This window comes from Fulvivirga sp. M361 (assembly GCF_007097395.1).
In the GTDB taxonomy this organism is placed as follows: Bacteria; Bacteroidota; Bacteroidia; order Cytophagales; family Cyclobacteriaceae; genus Fulvivirga.
This window is the reverse complement of sequence record NZ_VKDC01000012.1, coordinates 97,426-119,246: the sequence shown is the minus strand read 5'-3', so window position 1 is coordinate 119,246 and position 21,821 is coordinate 97,426. Positions and strand designations below refer to the sequence as shown.

The 21,821-nt window shown below is 39.6% G+C and carries 26 protein-coding genes and 1 tRNA gene; 16 read left to right on the top strand and 11 right to left on the bottom strand.

The annotated features are described in order from the left end of the window. Positions 1-14: 14 nt before the first annotated feature. From FNH22_RS15225 to cdd, 5 genes are all read right to left on the bottom strand, one after another. Complete coding sequence (locus tag FNH22_RS15225; RefSeq protein WP_143399267.1) at positions 15-854, bottom strand: GAF domain-containing protein; 840 nt, start codon at positions 852-854, stop codon at positions 15-17. Next, positions 851-1,447, bottom strand: a complete 597-nt coding sequence (locus FNH22_RS15220) for a chemotaxis protein CheB (protein WP_143399266.1) — start codon at positions 1,445-1,447, stop codon at positions 851-853. Before FNH22_RS15220 ends, FNH22_RS15225 begins: the two co-directional genes overlap by 4 nt. Before the next feature lie 21 nt (positions 1,448-1,468). Beyond that, entirely contained in the window at positions 1,469-2,287 is an 819-nt protein-coding gene (locus FNH22_RS15215; RefSeq protein ID WP_143399265.1) for a protein-glutamate O-methyltransferase CheR, read from the bottom strand. A gap of 65 nt (positions 2,288-2,352) precedes the next feature. Then, positions 2,353-4,632 (bottom strand): GAF domain-containing protein, encoded by a 2,280-nt coding sequence (locus FNH22_RS15210; RefSeq protein WP_143399264.1) that lies wholly within the window; start codon positions 4,630-4,632, stop codon positions 2,353-2,355. Between the two features lie 78 nt (positions 4,633-4,710). Next, a complete protein-coding gene (cdd, locus tag FNH22_RS15205; protein ID WP_143399263.1) occupies positions 4,711-5,175 on the bottom strand; it encodes a cytidine deaminase in 465 nt (154 codons plus the stop codon). A 139-nt stretch (positions 5,176-5,314) separates the two neighbouring features. Here cdd and FNH22_RS15200 point away from each other — a divergent pair, with 139 nt between their 5' ends. Beyond that, complete coding sequence (locus FNH22_RS15200) at positions 5,315-6,646, top strand: saccharopine dehydrogenase family protein (RefSeq protein WP_143399262.1); 1,332 nt, start codon at positions 5,315-5,317, stop codon at positions 6,644-6,646. Here FNH22_RS15200 and FNH22_RS15195 read toward each other — a convergent pair. After that, complete coding sequence (locus FNH22_RS15195; RefSeq protein ID WP_143399261.1) at positions 6,643-7,161, bottom strand: hypothetical protein; 519 nt, start codon at positions 7,159-7,161, stop codon at positions 6,643-6,645. The genes FNH22_RS15200 and FNH22_RS15195 overlap by 4 nt on opposite strands. 20 nt (positions 7,162-7,181) lie before the next feature. On the opposite strand from FNH22_RS15195, the gene FNH22_RS15190 reads away from it, so the two are divergent. The 5 genes from FNH22_RS15190 to FNH22_RS15170 all read left to right on the top strand — a co-directional run bounded on the left by FNH22_RS15190 (position 7,182) and on the right by FNH22_RS15170 (position 9,590). Continuing rightward, the gene (locus FNH22_RS15190; RefSeq protein ID WP_143399260.1) at positions 7,182-7,655 is read left to right on the top strand and encodes a DUF456 domain-containing protein; all 474 of its coding nucleotides are present in this window, start codon (positions 7,182-7,184) and stop codon (positions 7,653-7,655) included. Positions 7,656-7,716: 61 nt separating this feature from the next. After that, entirely contained in the window at positions 7,717-8,193 is a 477-nt protein-coding gene (locus FNH22_RS15185; protein ID WP_143399259.1) for a Spy/CpxP family protein refolding chaperone, read from the top strand. Positions 8,194-8,242: 49 nt separating this feature from the next. After that, positions 8,243-8,791: an RNA polymerase sigma factor gene (locus FNH22_RS15180; RefSeq protein ID WP_221420279.1), complete on the top strand. Its 549-nt coding sequence runs from the start codon at positions 8,243-8,245 to the stop codon at positions 8,789-8,791. A 2-nt stretch (positions 8,792-8,793) separates the two neighbouring features. Continuing rightward, positions 8,794-9,096 (top strand): hypothetical protein, encoded by a 303-nt coding sequence (locus FNH22_RS15175; RefSeq protein WP_143399258.1) that lies wholly within the window; start codon positions 8,794-8,796, stop codon positions 9,094-9,096. Then, on the top strand, positions 9,093-9,590 hold the full coding sequence (locus FNH22_RS15170; RefSeq protein WP_143399257.1) for a Spy/CpxP family protein refolding chaperone: 498 nt from the start codon (positions 9,093-9,095) through the stop codon (positions 9,588-9,590). Before FNH22_RS15175 ends, FNH22_RS15170 begins: the two co-directional genes overlap by 4 nt. A gap of 64 nt (positions 9,591-9,654) precedes the next feature. Here FNH22_RS15170 and FNH22_RS15165 read toward each other — a convergent pair whose 3' ends face one another. Continuing rightward, positions 9,655-10,095 carry a Dps family protein gene (locus FNH22_RS15165; protein ID WP_143399256.1) on the bottom strand — a complete coding sequence of 147 codons (441 nt, stop codon included), beginning with the start codon at positions 10,093-10,095 and terminating at the stop codon, positions 9,655-9,657. 154 nt (positions 10,096-10,249) lie between these two features. Between FNH22_RS15165 and FNH22_RS15160 the strand changes: the two genes are divergently transcribed. From FNH22_RS15160 to FNH22_RS15135, 6 genes are all read left to right on the top strand, one after another. Then, positions 10,250-10,726, top strand: coding sequence for an NADH-quinone oxidoreductase subunit A (locus tag FNH22_RS15160; protein WP_143399255.1), 477 nt, complete (start codon positions 10,250-10,252; stop codon positions 10,724-10,726). 121 nt (positions 10,727-10,847) lie between these two features. Next, positions 10,848-11,366: an NADH-quinone oxidoreductase subunit B gene (locus FNH22_RS15155; RefSeq protein ID WP_143399254.1), complete on the top strand. Its 519-nt coding sequence runs from the start codon at positions 10,848-10,850 to the stop codon at positions 11,364-11,366. Positions 11,367-11,368: 2 nt separating this feature from the next. After that, the gene (locus FNH22_RS15150) at positions 11,369-11,854 is read left to right on the top strand and encodes an NADH-quinone oxidoreductase subunit C (protein WP_143399253.1); all 486 of its coding nucleotides are present in this window, start codon (positions 11,369-11,371) and stop codon (positions 11,852-11,854) included. Further along, positions 11,854-13,071 (top strand): NADH-quinone oxidoreductase subunit D, encoded by a 1,218-nt coding sequence (locus FNH22_RS15145; RefSeq protein ID WP_143399252.1) that lies wholly within the window; start codon positions 11,854-11,856, stop codon positions 13,069-13,071. Before FNH22_RS15150 ends, FNH22_RS15145 begins: the two co-directional genes overlap by 1 nt. Further along, positions 13,068-14,558 carry an NAD(P)H-hydrate dehydratase gene (locus tag FNH22_RS15140; RefSeq protein ID WP_255518063.1) on the top strand — a complete coding sequence of 497 codons (1,491 nt, stop codon included), beginning with the start codon at positions 13,068-13,070 and terminating at the stop codon, positions 14,556-14,558. Before FNH22_RS15145 ends, FNH22_RS15140 begins: the two co-directional genes overlap by 4 nt. A gap of 144 nt (positions 14,559-14,702) precedes the next feature. After that, on the top strand, positions 14,703-15,071 hold the full coding sequence (locus tag FNH22_RS15135; RefSeq protein ID WP_143399251.1) for a T9SS type A sorting domain-containing protein: 369 nt from the start codon (positions 14,703-14,705) through the stop codon (positions 15,069-15,071). 25 nt (positions 15,072-15,096) lie between these two features. Here FNH22_RS15135 and asnS read toward each other — a convergent pair whose 3' ends face one another. After that, positions 15,097-16,539 (bottom strand): asparagine--tRNA ligase, encoded by a 1,443-nt coding sequence (asnS, locus tag FNH22_RS15130; protein WP_143399250.1) that lies wholly within the window; start codon positions 16,537-16,539, stop codon positions 15,097-15,099. Between the two features lie 145 nt (positions 16,540-16,684). Here asnS and rpoN point away from each other — a divergent pair, with 145 nt between their 5' ends. Continuing rightward, the gene (gene rpoN, locus FNH22_RS15125; RefSeq protein ID WP_143399249.1) at positions 16,685-18,124 is read left to right on the top strand and encodes an RNA polymerase factor sigma-54; all 1,440 of its coding nucleotides are present in this window, start codon (positions 16,685-16,687) and stop codon (positions 18,122-18,124) included. A 50-nt stretch (positions 18,125-18,174) separates the two neighbouring features. After that, entirely contained in the window at positions 18,175-18,744 is a 570-nt protein-coding gene (locus FNH22_RS15120) for a phosphatase PAP2 family protein (RefSeq protein WP_143399248.1), read from the top strand. 17 nt (positions 18,745-18,761) lie between these two features. Here FNH22_RS15120 and FNH22_RS15115 read toward each other — a convergent pair whose 3' ends face one another. Beyond that, complete coding sequence (locus FNH22_RS15115) at positions 18,762-19,415, bottom strand: outer membrane beta-barrel protein (protein WP_185154242.1); 654 nt, start codon at positions 19,413-19,415, stop codon at positions 18,762-18,764. A gap of 213 nt (positions 19,416-19,628) precedes the next feature. On the opposite strand from FNH22_RS15115, the gene FNH22_RS15110 reads away from it, so the two are divergent. Then, positions 19,629-19,702, top strand: a tRNA-Arg gene (locus FNH22_RS15110). Positions 19,703-19,875: 173 nt separating this feature from the next. Next, on the top strand, positions 19,876-20,460 hold the full coding sequence (locus FNH22_RS15105) for a phage integrase SAM-like domain-containing protein (RefSeq protein ID WP_185154241.1): 585 nt from the start codon (positions 19,876-19,878) through the stop codon (positions 20,458-20,460). A 132-nt stretch (positions 20,461-20,592) separates the two neighbouring features. Here FNH22_RS15105 and FNH22_RS15100 read toward each other — a convergent pair whose 3' ends face one another. Next, entirely contained in the window at positions 20,593-20,889 is a 297-nt protein-coding gene (locus tag FNH22_RS15100; RefSeq protein ID WP_143399245.1) for a HigA family addiction module antitoxin, read from the bottom strand. Positions 20,890-20,900: 11 nt separating this feature from the next. Continuing rightward, positions 20,901-21,182: a type II toxin-antitoxin system RelE/ParE family toxin gene (locus FNH22_RS15095; protein ID WP_143399244.1), complete on the bottom strand. Its 282-nt coding sequence runs from the start codon at positions 21,180-21,182 to the stop codon at positions 20,901-20,903. Between the last annotated feature and the right edge of the window lie 639 nt (positions 21,183-21,821).

The window sequence follows — 21,821 nt, the reverse complement described above, 5'->3', positions numbered from 1 at the left end:
CGCAATCGATGTTTTTATGATTCTTTACTTCCTTTATTTGTAGCAGCACCTTTACTTTTCTTAGGCGCTTTTGGTTCAGTCAATAACTGTTCCATGGCTACTTTAAATGCTTTTTCTACACTGGATACTATTCCTTTATCAAACTGAGTGAATGAGGCAATTTCTGCCACTCCATAGAGTGTTTTCTCCAATTTAACAGGAATGATCAATAAATATCTGGGCGTAGACTGACCCAGTCCGGATACTATCTTAATATAACCTTCCGGAATATCATCTATGTTAATTACTTTCTCTTCCGAAGCTACTTGGCCGACAAGCCCCTCACCGAATTCAAAAGATGGCTTTTGTGATTCTCCAAGAGCAAGTGCATAAGTAGCGGTCATGTCCAGTTGTCTATTGCCGTTCTCTTTACGAGCGACGTAAAATGCGCCCAAGCCAGCTTCTAACTCCTTACAAACAGCATTTAATATATCCTGAATCAACTGACTCTGGTCCGACTTGCCCTTCTCAGCGATTTCCCTGATCTGACCTATGTCCAGATCATGATAATCGTCGTCGTTATCTTCATCATTGGATTGAGTCGATTTCTCTTTTTTCTTTTCAACATAAATAACATCCTCTGTTCTGTTATTCAACAGATATACAAGGCTGCCCAGCCCAATCAATAATGTAAGACTTGTTGCCAAATACATTTTTAAGAAAAAATCTTCTCCGGCAGACAGGTCTGACAAATTTAGTACGCCTGACGTCACAAGTTCATCTGACAGACTGAAAGAAACATATGCTGCGAATATGGCACAAACAATGTATATCAATACAAGTGATAAGCCTAATTTTCTGTTATCAAACCTCATGAAATGTAATGTTTATGTAATTCCTTTAAAAACTGTACGATCTGATCAATCTTGAGCACATGATCGATATTAGTGGCATTCATCGCTGCCCTGGGCATGGTATCTATCATGCACTCGGAGGGTTCCTGTACAATGGTGATGCCTCCGCGGTCCTTAATATATTTCATACCAAGGCCTCCGTCTTTATTGGCCCCTGATAGTAGAATGCCTACTAATTTGTCACGATATACATAAGCCGCTGTTCCCAGTGTAATATCTATCGCTGGTCTCGAGTTGTTGATCATCTCTTCTGTTGACAGGCTAAAATAATGACCTAATTCCACACTCATATGGTAGTTTGCCGGAGCCAGGTATATTTTTCCTTTTTTTATGTTTTCTTTATCAAAAGGTTCAGTTACTTCAACGATACTTTTAAGCGAAAGGGCTTCAACAAAACCATTTCTAACATGTTTCAGACGATGTAAGCACATGATAATGGGTAGCGGGAAGTTGGGGGGTAAGTTAGAAAGTATTTTTACAATTCCCTGAAAACTTCCGGCAGAACCTCCAATAACTACAGCCTTGTATTTGCTATTTAGTTTAAATTTATTCATCCCCTAAGTATGCTGTTGCGCTTAGTCTTTGATCTTCTTATAAACTTTTTCTTCATTGTTTACAACAATAAACTTATTGGCTATGTCACACCAAATAAGAGATTCCTTAGATCCTATTGCCAGGTATCCGTACTTGAAAAGGCTTTCATGAAATTTCTTTAGGACATTGTTCTGTAAGGTTTGATTAAAATATATCATGACATTTCTGCACAAGATGAGGTCAAACTTATTGAAGATATCACCTTTTACCAGGTCATGCTTTCTAAATGATACGTCCATGAGTAGTGATTCATCCATAATCGCCTTACCATTTACTTCCTTGTAATAATCTTTGAGAGACCCGGTTCCCTGAAATCGGATGTAATTCTTCTCATTGAGGTCCATACTTTTGATGTTATATGAACCTGATTTAGCTTTTTCAAGAATATTGGTATCCAAATCAGTAGCGATGATCTGTACATTGTGGAGAATACCCATTTCTTTTAACAAAATTGCAATTGAAAAAACTTCTTCTCCGGATGAGCATCCTGCATGCCATATCCGGATCTTATTATGATTTAATAGTATGCCTGGAATAATGTCGTCCCTCAAAACTCTCCAAAAAGAAGGGTCACGAAACATTTCGGTCACGTTAACTGTGATTTCATTGAGGAATTCTTCTACAAAAGAAGGTTCTTGCAGCTTACGGATTAATGCTTCAATACTAAGGTTGTATAGCTCTAATATTCTGACAAGTCGTCTTTTAAAAGACGACATGGCGTAATTAGTGAAATCATACCCATGCTTTAGTTTTACGAGCTCTGTTATCTTCCTTAGATCAGCTATGTCAATATCTTTCATTATATCATACAGAAATTCTGATGTGCTTGATAAATAGTATAATAATGAATTTTTTTTATACTAAATTAATTTAAGTCCCAAAGTACTAAAAAGGTTTTAACTCCTTCTTTTTCTTCTAATACTTTTACAATTACCTCCACAGGTACCTGATTATTTTTCAAAGAAGCTGTTTTTATACCTTCATCGAGTTCTATTTGTTCGAAAATGATGTCTAAGTTGAATTCTGACCCGATTTGACCTTCAATATTGAAGGTGTTTTTGATCCTGGTATTCACCTCAATTACGGCACCACTATGATCACAAATAAGATAGAAGAGGTTGTTATCAAAAACCTGGAACTTACTTTCAACGGCCCTCATTTGTTCATCCATCTGTTCCTGAGTGATGTTGAGCTCTTCAAGTTGTTGACGTAACAGATCATCTATTTCGCTTTCATTACTTTTCTCTACAGTAACATTTTCTAAGTCGAACTCTGTGATTAATTCTACTACTCTGCTATCTGATTCAGTTTTAACCAATACAAACGTAGATTGCATTTTGACCTGTTCGCCTGTTCTTTTGGCTTTTTCATACCACCCTTTTGCTTCATGTCCTTTAATTACTTTGTCCCATAATTCGGCATTAGGTGTGATCTGAGAAAAGTACATGCCTGAAAGTTCATCTTTAACGTATCCCAGGTTTTGAATGTAAGTAGCATTGGCTGTAGTTAACCTTCCGTCCAAACCAAATTCTGCAATACCCACATTGGCATTAATAGCAGTTTGCTGTGAATATAATTCTAATTCTGTGCGTTGCATTTCTTCCTGAGTCGCGGTTAACTCCTCCATATTTTGCCTCATTTCTTCTTCCTGGGCCTGCATCTGTTCCGTAAGCTGTTGAGATTCTTCGAGAAGTTGTTTCGTGCGCTGATTAACTTTTACACTGGAAATGGTAGAGGCTATGTTTTCTCCCAATTTTTCTACAAACTGTATTTCAAAAGGCTCAAACTTTTTAAAAGAGCCTAGTTCTACTATACCGAAGATTTCTTCATTGACCATCAACGGAACAATAATGATCGATTTAGGTTCGGCATATCCTAATCCGGAACCTATACGAATATAATCCTCTGGTATTTCAAGCAATAAGGTGGTTTTCTTTTCAAGAAAAGTCTGTCCTATAAGTCCTTCTCCCAAACGAATTACTTTTTCATCGTATTTATGCCGGTCGTAAGCATAAAGAGCGATCAATTCTAATTTTTTTTCACTTTCTTCATTCAGCAGGTACAACCCACCCTGATTAGCACCGGAATACTCAACGAGTTTGGCAATTATTATTCTGCCAAGTTCATGTAAATCAACGTCTGTAGAACGTAATATGTCTGAGAACAGCGCCAACCCTTCTGTGGACCACTTCCTTTTTTGCTCTTCCTCCCTGACCTCTTTCATTTGCTCACGCATGGTAATGAGCGCTTTTATCAGGCTGTTTTTACTCAGCTCATCTTCATTTGCTCCTTCAAATTGCTCATCAAGATTTCCGTCTCCGATTTTTTCAACAAAAGCCGTCGCACTTCTTAAGCTTTTGGCCATCTCGTTAAGCGTATTGGAAATATAGCCTACCTCGTTTGTATAGGCATATTGAGAAATTACCTCATGATCACCTTCGCTTATTTTTTTGGCAGTATCACTGATGTTTTTCAACGGTTTGAAAAAGTAATGGATGATGGTGAAAACAATTATCATTAAAATGACAAGGTTAACTCCCAAAAAGAAAATGAGGGAATAGTTCAGCCGACTGCCCTTTTCTTCTAATTCGCTTAATATGGTCTTTGCCATTTCCTTGCAATCCCTGAGCAGCGTCTCAGAATTTTTATTGATAAAGCCTAACGCCTCTTCTTTTGACGTAGCAATGTCCCAATCCTGGTTATTTTCATCCGAATTAGTTTTTTGGTTGGGAGCTTGTCGGGCACCTAAAAGTATTTCGAGATTTACTTTATAGGTGTTCCAGCCTTTCACAACTTTTAACAAACTAGCTTTTGCAGCGCCGGTGAGAGGCTCCATAGTAGAATTATATCCAGGTACTTTACCGCCAAATTCAAATGCACCCAGAATGTTTTCTTGTTCGTCTATTGCTTTTTTTAATTCATTTTTCAGATCGTCATCACCTCCATCAATACGATTTGCTATCAATGCAATTTGTTGCGATAGCATTCTGGTTTTTCCCGCAATATCCATTTTTTGCGAAGCTGTCTGATGCCTTCTTACAGCATCGTTCAATACCAGAAAATTGATGATCGACAATAAGGTGAGAACGCCAAAAATAACAAACGCCTGCGCTTTTATACTAAGGTTTCGGAGATCAAATTTCATATTAACGCCTGAATACTAAAGACCGAGATGGACTAAATTACAATTTATTGTTAAATATTATACTCTTAATAGATGTGCCTACAGATTATCTCTATCAAAGCAAAAGGGAAGTAATACCCTGCTATTTTTAGTGATGATCCACTGCTTGTCTTGTGTTTGAAAAATCAATTGAATTGGAACACCTTGTTTCATTTCATACTCCAAAACCACTTGCCGGCAGATTCCACAAGGAGATACAGGCTTAAATTCTGTTTCCCTGGCGCTTCTTGCCACAACAGCTACAGCTTTGATCACCTGATCAGGATACGATGAAGCAGCATAAAATAAGGCTACTCTTTCCGCACATAAACCGGCAGGGTATGATGCATTCTCCTGATTTGATCCTGTTAAAATTTGTCCATTTTCCAGTAACAAAGCTGCGCCTACGCGATAATTGGAATAGGGGGAATAACTTGAATTAGTAACACTTCTTGCACGGTTGATCAATTTTAAAAAATATGGATCGAGAGTGCCTTCATTTGTGTAGGTATTAAAACCTTCCATAGACTTTTAACATCCATTTATTGTCAAATAATTGCAATATAACACTAGATATCGGGCATCAAAATATTATGTATGATTATTGCCAAATAAGCTTGACAAATCTTTTATCTTGGTCGCCCTTGATATACATTTGGATCATATGAAAACAATCCTTGTTCTTGGGGCCGGAAGGTCTGCTACCTCTTTGATAACCTATCTGTTAGGCCATGCCAGTGATGGCTGGAAAGTGAGAATCGGAGATTATTCATTGGAGTCGGCCCGAGAGAAGTGCCCGCCACAGTCTTCTGGTGAAGCATTTCAGTTTGATATCCATAATGAAAGCCAACGGGAGCAGGAAATTGCCCGGGCCGGCATTGTAATTTCTATGTTGCCGGCACGTTTTCATCCTTTGGTAGCTACCTTGTGTGTGCAACATAGTGTTAACCTTGTCACGGCCTCCTATGTGAGCGATGAGATGCGTGCACTTGATGCAGATGCCAGGAAAAAAGGAGTGACCTTATTGAATGAATGTGGGTTGGACCCGGGTATTGACCATATGTCGGCGATGAAGGTGATTGATAAGATCAGGCACGCAGGTTCACAGCTTATCGGTTTCGAGACATTTACCGGAGGATTGTTGGCGCCAGATGCAGATCAGGAAAATCCCTGGGAGTATAAATTTACCTGGAACCCAAGAAACGTGGTATTGGCAGGTCAGGGTATTGTTAAATTCATACAGGAAGAAAAGTCCAAATACATTCCATATCACAGACTTTTTCGTAGAACGGAGCAGGTCCATATACCAGGTTATGGCTATTTCGAAGGATACGCTAACCGTGATTCTTTAAAATACCTTGACGTATATGGACTTCGTGATATTAAAACTATGTATCGTGGGACTTTCAGGAGACCGGGTTTTTGTCGTGCCTGGAATATTTTTGTTCAGCTAGGCGCTACAGATGATACTTATGAGATGGAAGCTGTGGGTGATATGACACACAGGGATTTCATTAACTCATTCCTGTCATACAACCCTTCTGATTCTGTAGAGTTAAAACTGGCGCATTACATGGGAGTAGATCTGGATGGCCCGGAAATGTATCGGCTAAAATGGGCAGGCATGTTTGATGATACCAAAATAGGGTTAGATAATGGCACTCCTGCGCAATTACTTGAACACATCCTGAAGAAGAAATGGACGCTGAAGGAAGAGGATAAAGATATGATTGTTATGTGGCACAAATTTATTTACCTTGAAAACGGTGTTCAAAAAGAGATTAACAGTACATTGATTGCTGTAGGAGATGATTCACGTAGTACTGCTATGTCCAAGACAGTAGGTTTACCGGCGGGAATTGCCGCCCGGCTTATAATGGAAGGCAAGATTGATCAACCAGGTGTTCAAATCCCTATAAAAAAGGAGATTTATGATCCTATTTTACAGGAGCTCGCAGAGCTTGGTTTTAACATGACCGAGCAGCAGGTGAATTAAGCCCGGCTTCTGAGTTTTTTTAGGATCTTTCCCCCTCGATTTTTAAATCCAGCGGATCCGTAGGGCATCTGGTCTTCGATTAAGAGTGCCAGTTCATTTTTGAGTTCCGGTTCTTGTTCACAAATATTAGCCAGTACAGTCATGGCGAAAACTTTTACAGCTATAGGTTGATTGCCAGATTCCATGATCTTAAAGCCAATATCTGCCATTTCACCTAGTAGCTCATTGGGAATTTCAATGAATTGAAGTATTCTCAATGTATTTCGGGTAACAGCTACAGGTATAGGGCCTCTAAGATTTGAAATTACCTTTTTTAAATGCGGTACTATCAGGTGCTGATGGGTGTCAACACAATGACTCATTACCCAGGCCGCCCGCTGGCTTATCCTATATTCCTGATCTAATAGAAGGTCTAATAATTCCTCAAACCGCTCTTTATCGTCTGCTATATAATTGGCGATTTTAACAACCTGCTGTTTGGAATGTTCCTTAAGAATTTCTTTTTTGATGTCCACTGTCCTAATATAGTAGAAGTATGGATATTGTATTGTTTGTTATTGTGGGAATTTTAATGCTGGTAGGCATCATAGGCTGTTTTCTTCCAATACTTCCCGGTCCGCCGATCACGTATACCGGGTTGTTACTGCTACAGTTGCGTTCGGAAGCGCCTTTCTCCACTAAATTCATGGTCATTTGGCTGCTCATCACTATTGCAGTGACCGTGTTGGATTATATCATCCCGGCATATGGTACAAAGAAGTATGGAGGGAGCCGTTTGGGGGTGATAGGCACTTTCGCAGGATTGATCATTGGCCTGTTTTTCAGCCCGGTAGGAATTATCGTGGGACCTTTGTTAGGTGCGTTGATCGGTGAGTATGTGGCAGGTAAAAATTCAAAACAAGCGCTTAAGGCTGCCTGGGGCTCTTTTGTTGGGTTTTTATTGGGTAGTTTAATAAAGTTAATCGCCTGCCTGTTTATGTGCTACTACTATTTTTCAGTTTTATTTTAGTTGTAGCCGCAAGTTTTTCAGTTGGATGGCATCCAAAACATTGAACTAAATAAATAATGTTATGAAAAACTCAAAATTATTAATGACGGGTGCCATATTATTTATCATGATATCGGCATTTACAACTACTTATGCTCAGCAGCATGAGAGGGGCCGGGGAATGAGAGATAATGTTTCACGGAGAGGTGCACTATTAGACCAAATACCCGATCTGACAGATACTCAAAAAGAAAAGCTGAATGATTTGAGAGTGGATATGCAGAAGCAAATGCTTCCTTTGAGAAACCAGCTACGTGAAAAAGAGGCCAGACTCAACACCCTTTCTACCACTGAAAAAACCAATTTGAATGATCTTAACAAACTGGTTGACGAGATGGGTGTGATAAAAATCCGAATGATGAAGGTAGCAGTAGCACATCGTCAAAAAGTAAGAGCTGAATTAACGGAAGAGCAGCGCCTGTTTTTTGATAGTCATGCTGGTAGAATGACTGGTCACAAAAGAATGAAACGATCAATGGGACAAAGAGGCGATAAATAACGTGCAACTGACGTCACCAGGGTTGAAAGAAGATGATCTAGTTAATCAATTGAAGAAACACAATGAAGATGCCTTCAAAACGCTGGTGACATATTATCAAAACAAGGTTTACAATTTATGTTATAGTTATCTCAGAAGCCGGTCTGAGGCAGAAGATTTAGCACAGGAAGTTTTTATTGAGGTTTATCAGTCCATCGGTAACTTCCGGGAGCGATCCGGACTGGGTACCTGGATATATCGTATCACAGTGAATAAGTCTCTTGAATATATACGGAGGCTCAATCGCAACAAAAGATGGGCGTTCGTATATTCTCTATTCGGAAAGGAAGAGTACGTGGCCCGGTATCATCGGGATGAGATGCATCCTGGGGTAAAACTTGAAAACAAAGAGAGAGTGACGTTACTGTTTTCCAAGATAGATGAGTTACCGGAAAAGCAGCGTACTGTTTTCTTATTGCATAAAGTAGAAGGGCAAAGCTATGCCGAAGCAGCAAAAATTATGGAAACTACTGTTTCATCTGTGGAATCATTAATGCACCGGGCTAAAATGAATCTGAGGAAGAGTTTAAGGGAATATTATAAAAGCGAAAAAGATTGATTATGGAAGAAAGTTTCAAAAATGAAGTGGAGAAAACACTGGCTAGTGTAGATCAGGTCGATCGATTGGAAGCAGGTTCTTATTTCTACTCAAAGTTAAGAGCCAGGATGGAGGTATCGGAACAGCCTGTTTTCAAATTAAAGTGGGGCCTGGCAAGTTTGTGTATCATTACTATTTTTAACGTTTTTACTTATCTCAATTTTTCGATGAACCAGGAAGAGGATAACACCGATAATGTAGCGCAACTGGCCTCCGAATATAATATGGAGTGGACTTCGATTTATACTAACGAACTTGTAGAATGAGAAAAATAAATAATAAAAGGTGGGTATTCACGGTGGCAGTACTGATTGTCATTAATCTGATCACCTTATCATTTCTTTGGTTTTCAAGATCGATTAAAAAAGATCACGTCAACTTATCCGATGAATTTAGGGTAGAACGTTACCTGCGAAAAGAATTAAACCTTAACGAAGAACAGATCAGGTTTTTTAAGGGCGCCCGGCGCGAACATTTTAAATCTATACAAACGTTGACACAGGATATGCATAGTGCCCGTGTAGCACTAACCCGATTATTGGCAGAAGAACCTGATACGGCAGCCGTGGAAGAATTGATCCGTGCGGTAGTTACTAAACAGGCTGAATTAGAAAGGTATAACTTTCAGCATTTAAGGAAATTACGCAGTGTGTGTAATGAGGTTCAAAAACCTAAGTTCGACAGTGTCATGTTAAAAGTCGTCAACAGAATGCAACGCCTCAGGCACGCCAGACATAAAAGAAAGAAAAGGCCCGAATAAACCTAACACAATATTATAGTTAGTTATAAAGGGGCCTTGTTTGTTGCTGAAAAAGGCCCTTGGTTTATTTCATCCAGGCCTTCATCATCCACATGGTCTTTTCCTGTTCGTCAATAAAACCAGACATAAGATCTTCCGTGGCGTTGTCATTGACCTCTGCGGCCATTTCTTTGATTTTGCGTTCCAGTTCCAATACCGCAGTGAGGTTTTCAATAATTGCACCGACAGCTTTTTCGCCGTCATGTACATTCTTTTTTGCAGCGATATTGGCGGTATCGATATAGTCAGCATAGGAATGAAGCGGGACTCCTTCAATGGTTAAGATTCGTTCCGCAATTTCATCTATTTTTTCCGCTGAGTCGGTGTATAGCTCTTCAAACTTGGCATGCAGTTCGAAGAAGTGTTTTCCCTGTATATTCCAATGGAAGCCACGCAGGTTTTGATAGTAGATCTGGTAGTCTGCCAGTAGCAAATTCAGTTGGTCAATTATTGCTTGATTATTCATAACTTCTGATTATTTATTTAAGTCAAAGGTACCCATTAGGGGATTTGAAGGATAATATTCCAGATCATTTATTCCAATGGTAAGATAGCTTTTACTTATAATTAATTCAGTGTGGCTAACATGCTCAAAGTACTTTTTCTATCTTTGATTAGATATGGAGCAACTGACAGTTTCAGGCTTTGGAGAAGTGCTGCTTTTTTTTGTAGGAGGGTTGGTTTTTTTGTGTGGAGGGTTACTTACCTCCTGGATTATCCGTCCTTCCCGACCTAACGAAGAAAAGCTGACCACTTATGAAAGTGGTGAAGAACCCATGGGGAGTGCCTGGGGGCGGATCAACATTAGATTTTACCTTGTTGCATTGGTCTTTTTACTTTTTGAGGTGGAAATTATTTTTCTTTTCCCATGGGCCACAATATTTGGCAACAAATCATTAATAGAAAGTACGAATGGGATGTGGGGGAGGTATGCGTTAACTGAGATGTTTATCTTTATCGCTATACTCGGCCTTGGGCTGGCATATGCTTGGGTAAAAGGGTTTCTTGACTGGCCTAAACCGTCTGTTAAAAAAGAGGAATACAATTCTCCTGTGCCCAAAGAATTGTATGAGAAAATTAACGATCGATATAAATAGTTTAGTGATTATGAAGTCTTTCTATCCAATTTTTTCATACATACGTGAGCAGCAGAAGGATGAATTTGGTGAATTACACTGGGGAAAGTTAAGTAAAGCAAAGAAATGAAAAGAATACACGATGGGGTTATTGGATAAGCAATTTAACAGCGGCGGAGTAATGATTACCAAAGTGGATGACTTCATCAATTGGGCCCGCCTCTCTTCGATGTGGCCCATGACGTTTGGTTTGGCCTGTTGTGCCATAGAGTTCATGACAGCCGGAACACCTATTTATGATTTAGATCGGTTTGGGATAGTTCCCTTTGCCAGTCCCCGGCGATCAGATGTTATGATCGTAGCGGGTACTGTTACGTTTAAAATGGGCGACAGGTTGAGAAGGCTTTATGAACAAATGCCAGAACCAAGGTATGTGATCTCCATGGGATCCTGTGCGAATTGCGGAGGACCATACTGGGAGCACGGCTATCATGTGGTCAAAGGGGTAGACCGGATAATACCCGTAGATGTTTATGTGCCTGGCTGCCCGCCCAGACCGGAAGCATTGATAGGTGGATTTTTAAAGCTTCAGGAGAAAATACGTAGTGAGTCGCGTATGGCACCCAAAGCCCTGGAAAAGATGATGAGCGAAAAGGCCTGAACATGCAGCTTGAAGATATTATAAAAATACTGGAGAATAAGTTAGACAAGACGTCATTTCTGACCATAGACGAGCAATCATCTCCGACAGCGCTAATAGTGCCAGACACGGATCTAAGATCGGTTTGTCAGGTGCTTTTTGAAGACTCTAAGCTTTATTTTGATATGTTGTCTTGTATTAGCGGGATTGATAACGGTGTGGAGGCCAATACATTTGAAGTAGCCTACAACCTGTACTCTATTCCTTTTGATTTTCAGCTTATGCTTAAGGTGATACTGGATAGAGAAAATGCAAAGATAGATACGATCTCAGACATATGGAAAACAGCCAACTGGCATGAGCGGGAAACGTATGATCTCTTCGGTATAACGTTTGAAGGGCATCCGGATTTGCGTCGAATATTACTTCCTGCTGATTGGGAGGGATATCCGTTAAGAAAAGACTACAAGCATCAGGAGTATTACCGTGGAATAAAAGTGGAGTATTAATGGCAGGTAAGATCCAATACGAATACAAAGACGACAATCTTGTAAAGTCGGAGCCAAACAAATATGTTGAGGAAGAACTTAAGTCGACGGAAGTAGTCATTAACCTTGGCCCTCAACACCCTTCTACCCATGGGGTATTACGTCTTGAAGTACTGGCAGAGGGTGAGTTGATCAAAGACATCGTTCCACATCTGGGTTACTTACATCGTTGCTTTGAAAAGCATGCTGAGTCGCTGCCATACAATCAGATCATCCCCTATGTAGATCGTATGGACTATCTGGCAGCTATGAATTCGGAGCATGCTTATGCCATGGGGGTAGAGAAAATGTTGGGCATTCAAGATAAAATACCCAAACGTGTGGAATTCATACGGGTATTGGTAGCTGAATTAAACCGTATGTCATCCCATTTTGTTGCGATAGGCACTTATGCTATGGACATTGGGGCTTTTACCCCATTTTTCTGGATGATGCGTGATAGAGAGCACATCCAACGCCTGCTGGAATGGGTTTCCGGTGCCAGAATGCTTTACAATTATATTTGGATAGGTGGGTTGTTTTATGATCTGCCAGTGGGGTTTGAGGAGAGATGCATGGAATTTGTGCGTTATTTTAAGCCTAAACTCAAAGAGTTGGAGGAGATCGTGATCCAAAATAAGATATTTATAGAACGTACGGCTAATGTAGGGGTACTCTCACGTGACGTGGCTATTAATTATGGAGTTACGGGCCCTATGCTCAGGGCTTCCGGACTACGTTTGGATCTTAGAAAAGTAGATGGGTATTCTGTATATCCTGAATTAGATTTTGATATACCCATTGGAGAAGGTAAAATGGGAGCGGTAGGTGATTGCTGGGATAGAACTTATGTACGTGTTTTAGAAGTTCATGAATCTATTAAGATCATAGAGCAATGTCTCCATCGCTTGAAGACGGACCACAAGCGTACCAGGGAGTTCAACCCCCAGGAAGTAGTGCCAAAGAAAGTACGTCCTAAATCCGGTGATTTTTATGTACGTGCTGAAAATCCGAAAGGAGAGCTTGGATTCTTTTTTCGATCGGATGGCCGGAGTGACATCCCATTTCGATGTAAAGCCCGGGCTTGTTCCTTTGTTAATTTATCTGTGATACCTGAACTTGGCAAGGGAAATCTAATTGCAGATCTGGTAGCCATTTTGGGATCAATAGATATTGTACTTGGAGAAGTGGACCGATGATCAAAATACTGTCAGCAGAACAAATCCGGCAGGCTGATCAATTTACCATTCGAAATGAACCTATCCCGTCCATTGCTTTAATGGAACGTGCATCACTGGCATTCACGAACTGGTTTGTTACTCATTTTAGCCCCATTCACGTCGTACATGTCATATGTGGTACAGGCAACAATGGTGGAGATGGATTAGTTGTGGCGCGTCTACTGCTGGAAAGAACGTACAAGGTGCAAGTTTATGTGGTGGGGAACATTGAGGCTGGTTCAAAAGACTTTACTACCAATTTGAATAAGTCAAGTGGATTTTCTCATGTAAAAGATGTCGAAGACCTACCCAAACCCGGACCTGAAGATGTTATCATTGATGCTCTTTTTGGCTCGGGACTGAGCAGGCCGGTAGCTGGATTGTATCAGGAGATTATTACTCATTTAAATTTACTTCCATCCATTAAAGTGGCAGTAGACATTCCCTCAGGGCTGTTTGCCGATCAATCGTCACAAGGAACTATTTTCACAGCTGATCATACGGTTTCTTTTCAACAGCCCAAACTGGCTTTCTTTTTTCCTCAGAATGCTCCATACGTTGGAGAGTGGTATACAATACCTATTGGTTTGGATCAAAGCTTTATTGAAGAACAACCCACTTCGCATTTTGCGCTGTCCCGTTCCTACATACAGGATAAGATCAAATCAAGGAAAAAGTATGATCATAAGGGGACATATGGTAAAGCATTGATCATGGCAGGGAGTTATGGAAAGGTAGGGGCAGCTGTACTAGCCGCTCGTGCGGCACTACGATCGGGAGTAGGCCTGCTGACAGTTTATACACCTGCATGTGGGTATACTATAATTCAAACAGCAGTACCTGAGGCAATGGTTATTGCTGATAATCAGGATAATGAGCTCAGCGATATCCCTTCATTTGATAATTATGAAGCTATTGGCATAGGCCCCGGAATCGGGAAGAGTAGGTATGCTCTTGAAAGCATTAAAAAAACGTTGGAAGTGGCACAGTTACCTTTGGTAATTGATGCCGATGGACTGAATCTTATCTCAGAAAACCGTGAACTCCTGCAAATGGTGCCGGAGCACTCTATACTGACCCCACATCCTACAGAATTCAGGAGGCTGGCCGGAGATTGGAAAGATGACTTTGAGCGCCTTGGAAAACAAAAAGCATTTTCTCAAGAGTATAATGTAATTCTTTTAGTAAAGGGGGCACATTCCACGTTGACTACACCTGCAGGAGATGTTTATTTTAATGTAACAGGTAACCCTGGTATGGCTACGGCTGGTAGTGGTGATGTACTTACCGGCATCATTACGGCATTACTGGCTCAAGGATATGCACCGGAAGATGCGGGAATAATTGGCATGTTCATACATGGTATGGCCGGAGACATAGCTTGCGAAGAAAGAGGACAAACAGGGCTGATTGCCAGCGATATAGTCGCTAATATCTCTGCTGCATTCAAAAAAAATCACAGATAAACTGGCAGAAGAGGTGAACAAATTGCCAGTTCATGCGTATTACTTTAAAGCTGTAAACGGAAAACAGTTGGAAAAATTATAATTTGATCAAAATAATGGACTGATTTTTGCTTCATTTTGATTGTTGATTAATCCCCTGTTGATATGAAGAAAATAGTACTTTTGTTTTTTATTGGTTGTGTATTAGTCTCTGTAAATACCTCTTTTGGTCAAGGTCAGAGTGGTGAGCTCGAGAGGTTTACCAATGAAGAACTCACTCCTACAAATGAGATAAAACTCTACCCAAACCCTGCTATAGAGTACCTTAAAGTCAGAATTAGTAATTCAACGATTAAATCACCAAGAATTGTCATCCACACTATTATAGGTAGTGTAGTAGAAGCAGATATAAGACCCATTGGAGCTTCTGAATATATGGTGAAGGTCAAAGATCTGTCACCGGGTTATTACCTTGTCGCCATCCGGGACGATCAGGGTTCTTTCAAGGAGACCTATAAATTTTTGAAACGTTAAAATCAGTTTCTCAATCTTTTCTGAATTAAAATTCAGCGCTCTCAGGTGTTCTTGGAAAAGGTATCACGTCTCTGATGTTTTCCATTCCTGTTATAAATTGGATGAGTCTTTCAAACCCCAGGCCAAATCCGCTATGAGGTGCGCTACCAAATTTTCTTAGTTCCAGATACCACCAAAGATCTTTTTCGGGAATATCAAGTTCTTCAATACGTTGCTTTAATACATCATAACGCTCTTCTCGTTGTGAGCCCCCAATGATTTCTCCTATACCGGGAAATAGTACATCCATGGCGGCCACGGTTTTATCGTCATCATTTTGACGCATGTAAAAGGCCTTGATGTTTTTAGGGTAGTTATAGAGTATAACCGGTCTTTTGAAATGTTTTTCAACTAAAAAGCGTTCATGTTCGGATTGAAGGTCTGCGCCCCATTCATTGATAAGGTATTGAAATTTCTTTTTCTTATTAGGCTTGGAGTTTCTTAATATGTCAATGGCCTCCGTATAACTTATTTTTTCAAAACTATTAGTTACTACAAACTGTAGTCGCTCTAACAAGCTTAATTCGTTTCTTTCAACCTGTGGTTTTGATTTTTCTTCCTCCGTTGCTCTTTTATCCAAAAATTCGAGATCTGACTTACAGTGGGCCAACGCATAATTCGCCAAATATTTTAGAAATTCTTCGGCGAGGTCCATCGTATCATGAATATCATAAAAAGCCATTTCAGGTTCTATCATCCAGAACTCTGCCAGGTGCCTTGATGTATTAGAGTTTTCAGCCCTGAAGGTAGGGCCGAATGTATAGACATCGGATAATGCCAGACACGCTGTTTCTACCTCAAGCTGACCAGATACAGTCAGGTTGGTTTCTTTTCCAAAGAAATCTTTGCTGTAATCAACTTCACCGCTATCTGTTTTTACCGGATTGGCAGGGTCAAGTGTGGTAACACGAAACATTTCCCCGGCACCTTCTGCATCCGATCCTGTAACGATTGGAGTATGGATATTATAGAATCCCTTTTCTGTAAAAAATTTGTGTACTGCAAATATCATCGCGTGACGCACACGGTAAATCGCGCCAAACGTATTTGTCCTTACTCTTAGATGCGCAATTTTCCGCAAAAATTCAAGCGTATGTTTTTTAGGTTGCAGAGGATATTTTTCCGCATCAGCATCTCCTAAAATATCGACCTTTTTGGCAGTAATTTCTATTTTCTGACCTTTACCTTGTGATTCCACTACTTCACCTGTAATGGACACACACGACCCGGTAGTGATCCTTTTAAGTATGGACGGGTCCAGGTCCTCATAGTTTACCACTACCTGGATATTTTCTAGCGCAGATCCATCATTCAATGCTATGAATTGGTTATTCCGAAAGGTGCGTACCCATCCTTTTACGATTACCTTTTCTCCTACAGGAGCAGTGCTCAGTAGTTCATTTATCTTGGTTCTTTTACCCGGCCTCACCTTTTTAAAATGCTTAGATTTACAGTTTGATTTTGCGAAATAAGCGGCAAAAAAACGATTATTTGAGCTTTTTGTCAAAGAATGCTGGAAATATAATAACTTTAAGACATCTTTAACTTGCACATCTTTTAATAGTCTTTACCGGATGCAAAAACTTGGTTTAACCCAAAGTTTACAACAGAAATTATCTCCTCAACAGATACAGTTTATTAAACTGTTGCAAATTCCTACAGCAGAACTGGAAACACGTGTAGAAGAAGAGATGGAAGATAATCCCGCCTTAGAAGAAGGTGCCGATGAACCTGAGGATTCTGCTGATGAATATGGAGATGAAGAGGCTGGGGATAATAATGATGAGTTGGATGTAGAAGATTACCTGGGAGATGACGACCTCAGCGGATATAAAATGCAGGGGGATGGAGATAACTCGGAGGATAAAGAGATGCCTATTGCCATGTATAATACCCTGAATGAGCAGCTGAAAGACCAGTTGGGTTTTCTTAAGCTGGATGACAGGCAACAGGCTATTGGCAATCAGCTTATAGGTAGTATTGAAAGTGACGGATACATACGCAGAGAAATTGAGTCCATCATCAATGATATGGCATTCTCACAAAACATCGAGACCGATATAGATGAAGTAGAAGAGATACTCAGAAAAATACAGAATTTTGATCCTCCCGGTATTGGAGCCAGGAATTTACAGGAATGTCTTTTACTACAGTTAGAAAGAAGAGATGATGAACAGAATGTAGACGTTTACGTAGCAAAACAGATCTTGGAAAACTGTTTTGAGGAGTTTACTAAAAAGCATTACTCCAAGATCATGAAAAAGCTTGATATCGAAGACGAGGACTTTGTCAAAGATGCCATAGAACTTATCCGGAAATTAAACCCAAAGCCAGGAGGAAGTTCTGCAGGGTTGCTACGGACGCAGTACCTCATACCTGATTTTATGCTTACTAATAATGATGGAGTACTTGAAATAGCGCTGAATAGCCGTAATGCTCCTGAACTAAGGGTAAGTAGATCTTATTCTGAAATGCTTCAGGCCTATGATAAGAGTAATAAAAGGGATAAAAAATTGCGTGAGACGGCAAGTTTTGTGAAGCAAAAGCTCGATGCTGCAAAATGGTTTATTGATGCTATCAAGCAACGGCAGAATACCTTACTCAATACTATGCAGGCCATCGTTGATTTTCAGTATAACTATTTCCTTGAGGGAGATGAGAGTAAATTACGCCCAATGATCTTAAAGGATATTGCTAACCTTATTAATATGGATATCTCCACAGTTTCCAGGGTGGCTAACAGCAAATCAGTGCAAACAGATTTTGGCATTTTTCCTTTGAAGTATTTCTTTTCAGAAGGTATTGCCACTGATTCCGGTGAGGATGTAAGTAGTAGAGAAGTGAAAAATGAGCTGAAAAAACTCATTGACGATGAAGATAAAGCCAAACCTCTGTCTGATGATAAGCTGGAGAAACTTTTGAAAGCTCAGGGGTATAATATAGCCAGGCGTACAGTGGCAAAGTATCGTGAGCAGTTGGGCATACCCGTCGCCCGATTAAGAAAAGAGCTGTAGTGTTAAAAAAGGGAGCTGAAATAATTTCATACGCGTTTCACCCATTACTAATGTCTACGTTAGTAATGATCATATTGTATTTGTACGCTCCTTCATCGCTCAGGCCCATAGATGCTGAGAGTATTTTATCAATTCTCACCATGGTTTTTATTATCACTTTTCTGGTACCTGCCTTGAGCATAGGTATGCTTAGACTTACAGCTTCTATTACCAGTATGAAACTGGAAGACAGACGTGAAAGGATAATGCCACTTTTTTTTGTAGCGGCTTATTACGCATTGACAGTTTACCTTTTTTCTTATAAGCTGGTATTGAGTGAGACACTGATTGTTCTGTTCAGCGCTATTACCGCCACTATTTTACTCGTTGCTATAGTGACCACTTTTTTTAAAGTAAGCGCTCACGCTGCCGGTATTTGGGGAGTTACAGGATTACTACTTTCTATTCAGATTAAATTTCCTGATAGCAGGCTCTTATGGCCCGTGTTCTTTATGATGTTGCTTTCAGGACTGATCAATTCATCACGGCTGTTGCTCAACGCGCATAGCCCCAAAGAAGTGATGCTTGGCTCTGTTCTGGGCTTTGGCACCTGTTTTGGTGCGATTTACCTGTTTATTTGAAAGAGTATGAGAGTTTTTCAAAAACCAGTAAAGGATAGTCCTACGGTAATATTGGTAGCTGTCGATTCTAAGGGACCTTCTCCACTTTCGAAAAGATCTGAAAGACTTTGATAGTAGAACACGTTAAAACCACCAATGCCAATTCGTCCGGTGACACCGTACCTGAAGCGATTTAAACCAAAGCTGCGTTTGTTCTTGTTCTTGATGGCATCACCGTCATCCTCATATTTGATCTTGGTATGTGAGCTGAATCGTATGCCAGCTTTAAAACCTACACCCACTTTGAAACTTCTGCGTTTATCATTTGGGTTAGCATAAAAGCGTAACTCCACGGGAATATCGAAATAGTTAGCCACTAACATTGACTTACTTACGTCGTCGAGGTCCAGCGTGTCTATAGAAACGACACCGTTACTACCATTACTTTCAGTAAGAGTGATATCATCATCAAATTTATAACGGTCAAGCCCTACACCAAAACCGGGCATAAGCTCGAAACGCCCACCACCTATAGGCAGTTCAATATTGTAGAAGTAATACAAATTCAGTGAACGTGACCCTATGGTGGAAATCTTCATAGCATCCGGGTTGTCTTGAAGTACATTCCAGCCCAGTTCAATAAGAAATGTTCCGGGAATGTCAGGTCTTGCATTTCTTTTTCGGATTTTCATGGGCGACAACTTTTTTGAATGAGGCTTGTCCCCGTCACTTGCCATTGAACCAAAAGATATGCTGGTGATTATAAATAAAAGAAAAAGCTTTTTGATCATACCTACCTAAACCTAAATTCCTGTGAATTATTGTGGCGGCAAAGATAAGGTTTTTTGAAAAAGTACCTTTTTTTCAGCTAGATAATTATATACCTTTGCAATCGCAAAATAAATGGCCTCCTAGCTCAACTGAATAGAGCACTTGATTACGGCTCAAGAGGTTGCAGGTTTGAATCCTGCGGAGGTCACGAAAGTGGGATGAATCGGTATCCTGTAGAAGAAAAAAGCCTTCAAATTAAATTTTGAGGGCTTTTTGTTTCTATGCCTTCCCATCGTATTCCAGGTTTTTGTCACAATTTTGTCACAAAAATACTAACCTTTAACTTACAGGTTCATTTATTTAGTGCCGTACAAATTGAAATTGGCTAAGATCACACCGGTATACAACTACAATAATTCTGCTAATAAGAGAGGGGAAAGTGCTATACATATCAGAGTATATTATGGTAGCAAAAGAAAATTGGTGGGGACAGGTACTCATTTGAGGCCCGAACAATGGGATGCCAAACGCAATAAAGTCAAAAATCATCCGGCTAAGGAGAGTTTTAATATCCGAATTAAGAATGAGCTCAGGCGTATAGAAGATAATGAACAATGGTATATCGCCAGGCGAAGAAAATATTCCGTCACAGATTTAATCGCGGATCGAAAACTGAATCAAGAATACCAATCCTTTTCTCAATTCATTAAATTGGATTTAGCAAAAAGAACTGATCTGTCTCCTGGGACGATCAGGAACCATCAGGGATTTATTAATCGCTTGGCTGAATTTAAAAGCTTTATAGCCTTTGATGACGTCAATTATTCATTTCTTAATAATTTTGAGATTTTTTTGCGCGGATATTCCTTCACTAAGGGTGGTATTACTAAAAGGTTGGAGCTTACCCGTGTGGTTAAATATCTGAAGACATTAAACACTTATGTTAAAAGAGCGATTAAAGATTAAATTTGATCTCTTGGAAGATAGAAATAATCCTTTCAAACTTTTTAATTGGTCAGATTATTCGAAAGCAGAACGCCAGTCCAGGTATTCTTTCTTTTCATACAATCTGTCTAAAAGAATTCATGAAACTGAGAATCATGCGGCATTAGTGATACTTTTAATCTCGTTTAAGAGCTCTATTTTATCTGATTTTTCTTCTTCAAGATCATAGTCGTCCTGAAGACCAAGCCAGAATTTAGCCGTAGTACTAAAGAACTTTGACAGCCTCAGGGCTGTGTCAGCTGTAATTCTTCGTTTCCCTTTTATGATTTCGCTGATCCTGGTTTGTGGAATAAAAGTAGCTTTCGCTAATCTGTAAGCTGATATATTCAATGGAACTAAAAACTCTTCTTTAAGAACTTCTCCTGGATGTATGTTAGCTAATTTTTCCATATCATTTTCGTTTAATGGTAATCTGTAATTTCCACGTCAAATGCATTATCATCACTCCAAATAAAAATGACTCTCCATTGCTTATTGATCCTTACACTGTGAAATGCCTCTAGATTACCTTTTAGTTTTTCTAATCGGTTAGCCGGTGGTATTCGAAGATCATTAATATCTTGGGCGTTATTGATCATTCTCAATTTCCTTCTAGCGATATTTTGAATCTCATTTGGAAGTTTTTTTGAACGAAATCCCTCCCAAACCTTCTGAGTTTCTTTGTCGCCAAATGATTTTATCATGTAGTAATGCTATCCGTTAGTAACGAGTAAAGTTACTAAATGGTTTCCGGGCTATGTCAAATAGAATAAAATATTTTATTCATTTGTTTGTCACAAGAACTGCAAAAAAATGCTTTGGGGGCAGTTTAACGGCTATTTTCACAATCCTGTGGAAGTCACAAAAGTGGGATGTAATCGGAATCCTTCGAACATCAAAGGCTCTTGGATTTTATTCTAAGGGCTTTTTTATTGATTAATGCATTGACATATTTTATGCTCTTCAGAAAAAAAGTGTCAAAACTTAGATTTCCGGCAATCAATAGGTTGTTTTAATTCTATTGGTATTAACACTCGATTGATCCAGACTGATAGCTTAATATCCACGATACCCCAAGAATGATATTGCAAGGTTAAAGTATCACATTTCCAGTGTATCTGAGCTTATGATATGAAGGAATCTGGAAATACGACAGGTAAAACGGTTATCATATGCTGGCAATTGAGCTATTTTCTTGAAATGGTTATTGGGTCAGTTAATGTAACCTTTCAAAAGAGTGATGAATCATTGGTAAGCATTATCCAGTACCATAAGCTTAAAATAACCAACCTTGGTCATTGACTATGTCATAAATTATTTTTCATATTTGCCCTTAGGGATAA

Bases quoted from the DNA above. Each gene is read 5' to 3' on its own strand.
- FNH22_RS15140 (WP_255518063.1), top strand. From the start codon at position 13,068: ATGATCAAAATACTGTCAGCAGAACAAATCCGGCAGGCTGATCAATTT.
- FNH22_RS15095 (WP_143399244.1), bottom strand. From the start codon at position 21,182: ATGATAAAATCATTTGGCGACAAAGAAACTCAGAAGGTTTGGGAGGGA.
- FNH22_RS15165 (WP_143399256.1), bottom strand. From the start codon at position 10,095: ATGAATAATCAAGCAATAATTGACCAACTGAATTTGCTACTGGCAGAC.
- FNH22_RS15150 (WP_143399253.1), top strand. From the start codon at position 11,369: ATGCAGCTTGAAGATATTATAAAAATACTGGAGAATAAGTTAGACAAG.
- rpoN (WP_143399249.1), top strand. From the start codon at position 16,685: ATGCAAAAACTTGGTTTAACCCAAAGTTTACAACAGAAATTATCTCCT.
- FNH22_RS15155 (WP_143399254.1), top strand. From the start codon at position 10,848: ATGGGGTTATTGGATAAGCAATTTAACAGCGGCGGAGTAATGATTACC.
- FNH22_RS15145 (WP_143399252.1), top strand. From the start codon at position 11,854: ATGGCAGGTAAGATCCAATACGAATACAAAGACGACAATCTTGTAAAG.
- cdd (WP_143399263.1), bottom strand. From the start codon at position 5,175: ATGGAAGGTTTTAATACCTACACAAATGAAGGCACTCTCGATCCATAT.
- FNH22_RS15190 (WP_143399260.1), top strand. From the start codon at position 7,182: ATGGATATTGTATTGTTTGTTATTGTGGGAATTTTAATGCTGGTAGGC.
- FNH22_RS15100 (WP_143399245.1), bottom strand. From the start codon at position 20,889: ATGGAAAAATTAGCTAACATACATCCAGGAGAAGTTCTTAAAGAAGAG.
- FNH22_RS15120 (WP_143399248.1), top strand. From the start codon at position 18,175: ATGTCTACGTTAGTAATGATCATATTGTATTTGTACGCTCCTTCATCG.
- FNH22_RS15210 (WP_143399264.1), bottom strand. From the start codon at position 4,632: ATGAAATTTGATCTCCGAAACCTTAGTATAAAAGCGCAGGCGTTTGTT.
- FNH22_RS15170 (WP_143399257.1), top strand. From the start codon at position 9,093: ATGAGAAAAATAAATAATAAAAGGTGGGTATTCACGGTGGCAGTACTG.
- FNH22_RS15200 (WP_143399262.1), top strand. From the start codon at position 5,315: ATGAAAACAATCCTTGTTCTTGGGGCCGGAAGGTCTGCTACCTCTTTG.
- FNH22_RS15160 (WP_143399255.1), top strand. From the start codon at position 10,250: ATGGAGCAACTGACAGTTTCAGGCTTTGGAGAAGTGCTGCTTTTTTTT.
- FNH22_RS15220 (WP_143399266.1), bottom strand. From the start codon at position 1,447: ATGAATAAATTTAAACTAAATAGCAAATACAAGGCTGTAGTTATTGGA.
- FNH22_RS15175 (WP_143399258.1), top strand. From the start codon at position 8,794: ATGGAAGAAAGTTTCAAAAATGAAGTGGAGAAAACACTGGCTAGTGTA.
- FNH22_RS15115 (WP_185154242.1), bottom strand. From the start codon at position 19,415: ATGAAAATCCGAAAAAGAAATGCAAGACCTGACATTCCCGGAACATTT.
- FNH22_RS15135 (WP_143399251.1), top strand. From the start codon at position 14,703: ATGAAGAAAATAGTACTTTTGTTTTTTATTGGTTGTGTATTAGTCTCT.
- FNH22_RS15215 (WP_143399265.1), bottom strand. From the start codon at position 2,287: ATGAAAGATATTGACATAGCTGATCTAAGGAAGATAACAGAGCTCGTA.
- FNH22_RS15225 (WP_143399267.1), bottom strand. From the start codon at position 854: ATGAGGTTTGATAACAGAAAATTAGGCTTATCACTTGTATTGATATAC.
- FNH22_RS15185 (WP_143399259.1), top strand. From the start codon at position 7,717: ATGAAAAACTCAAAATTATTAATGACGGGTGCCATATTATTTATCATG.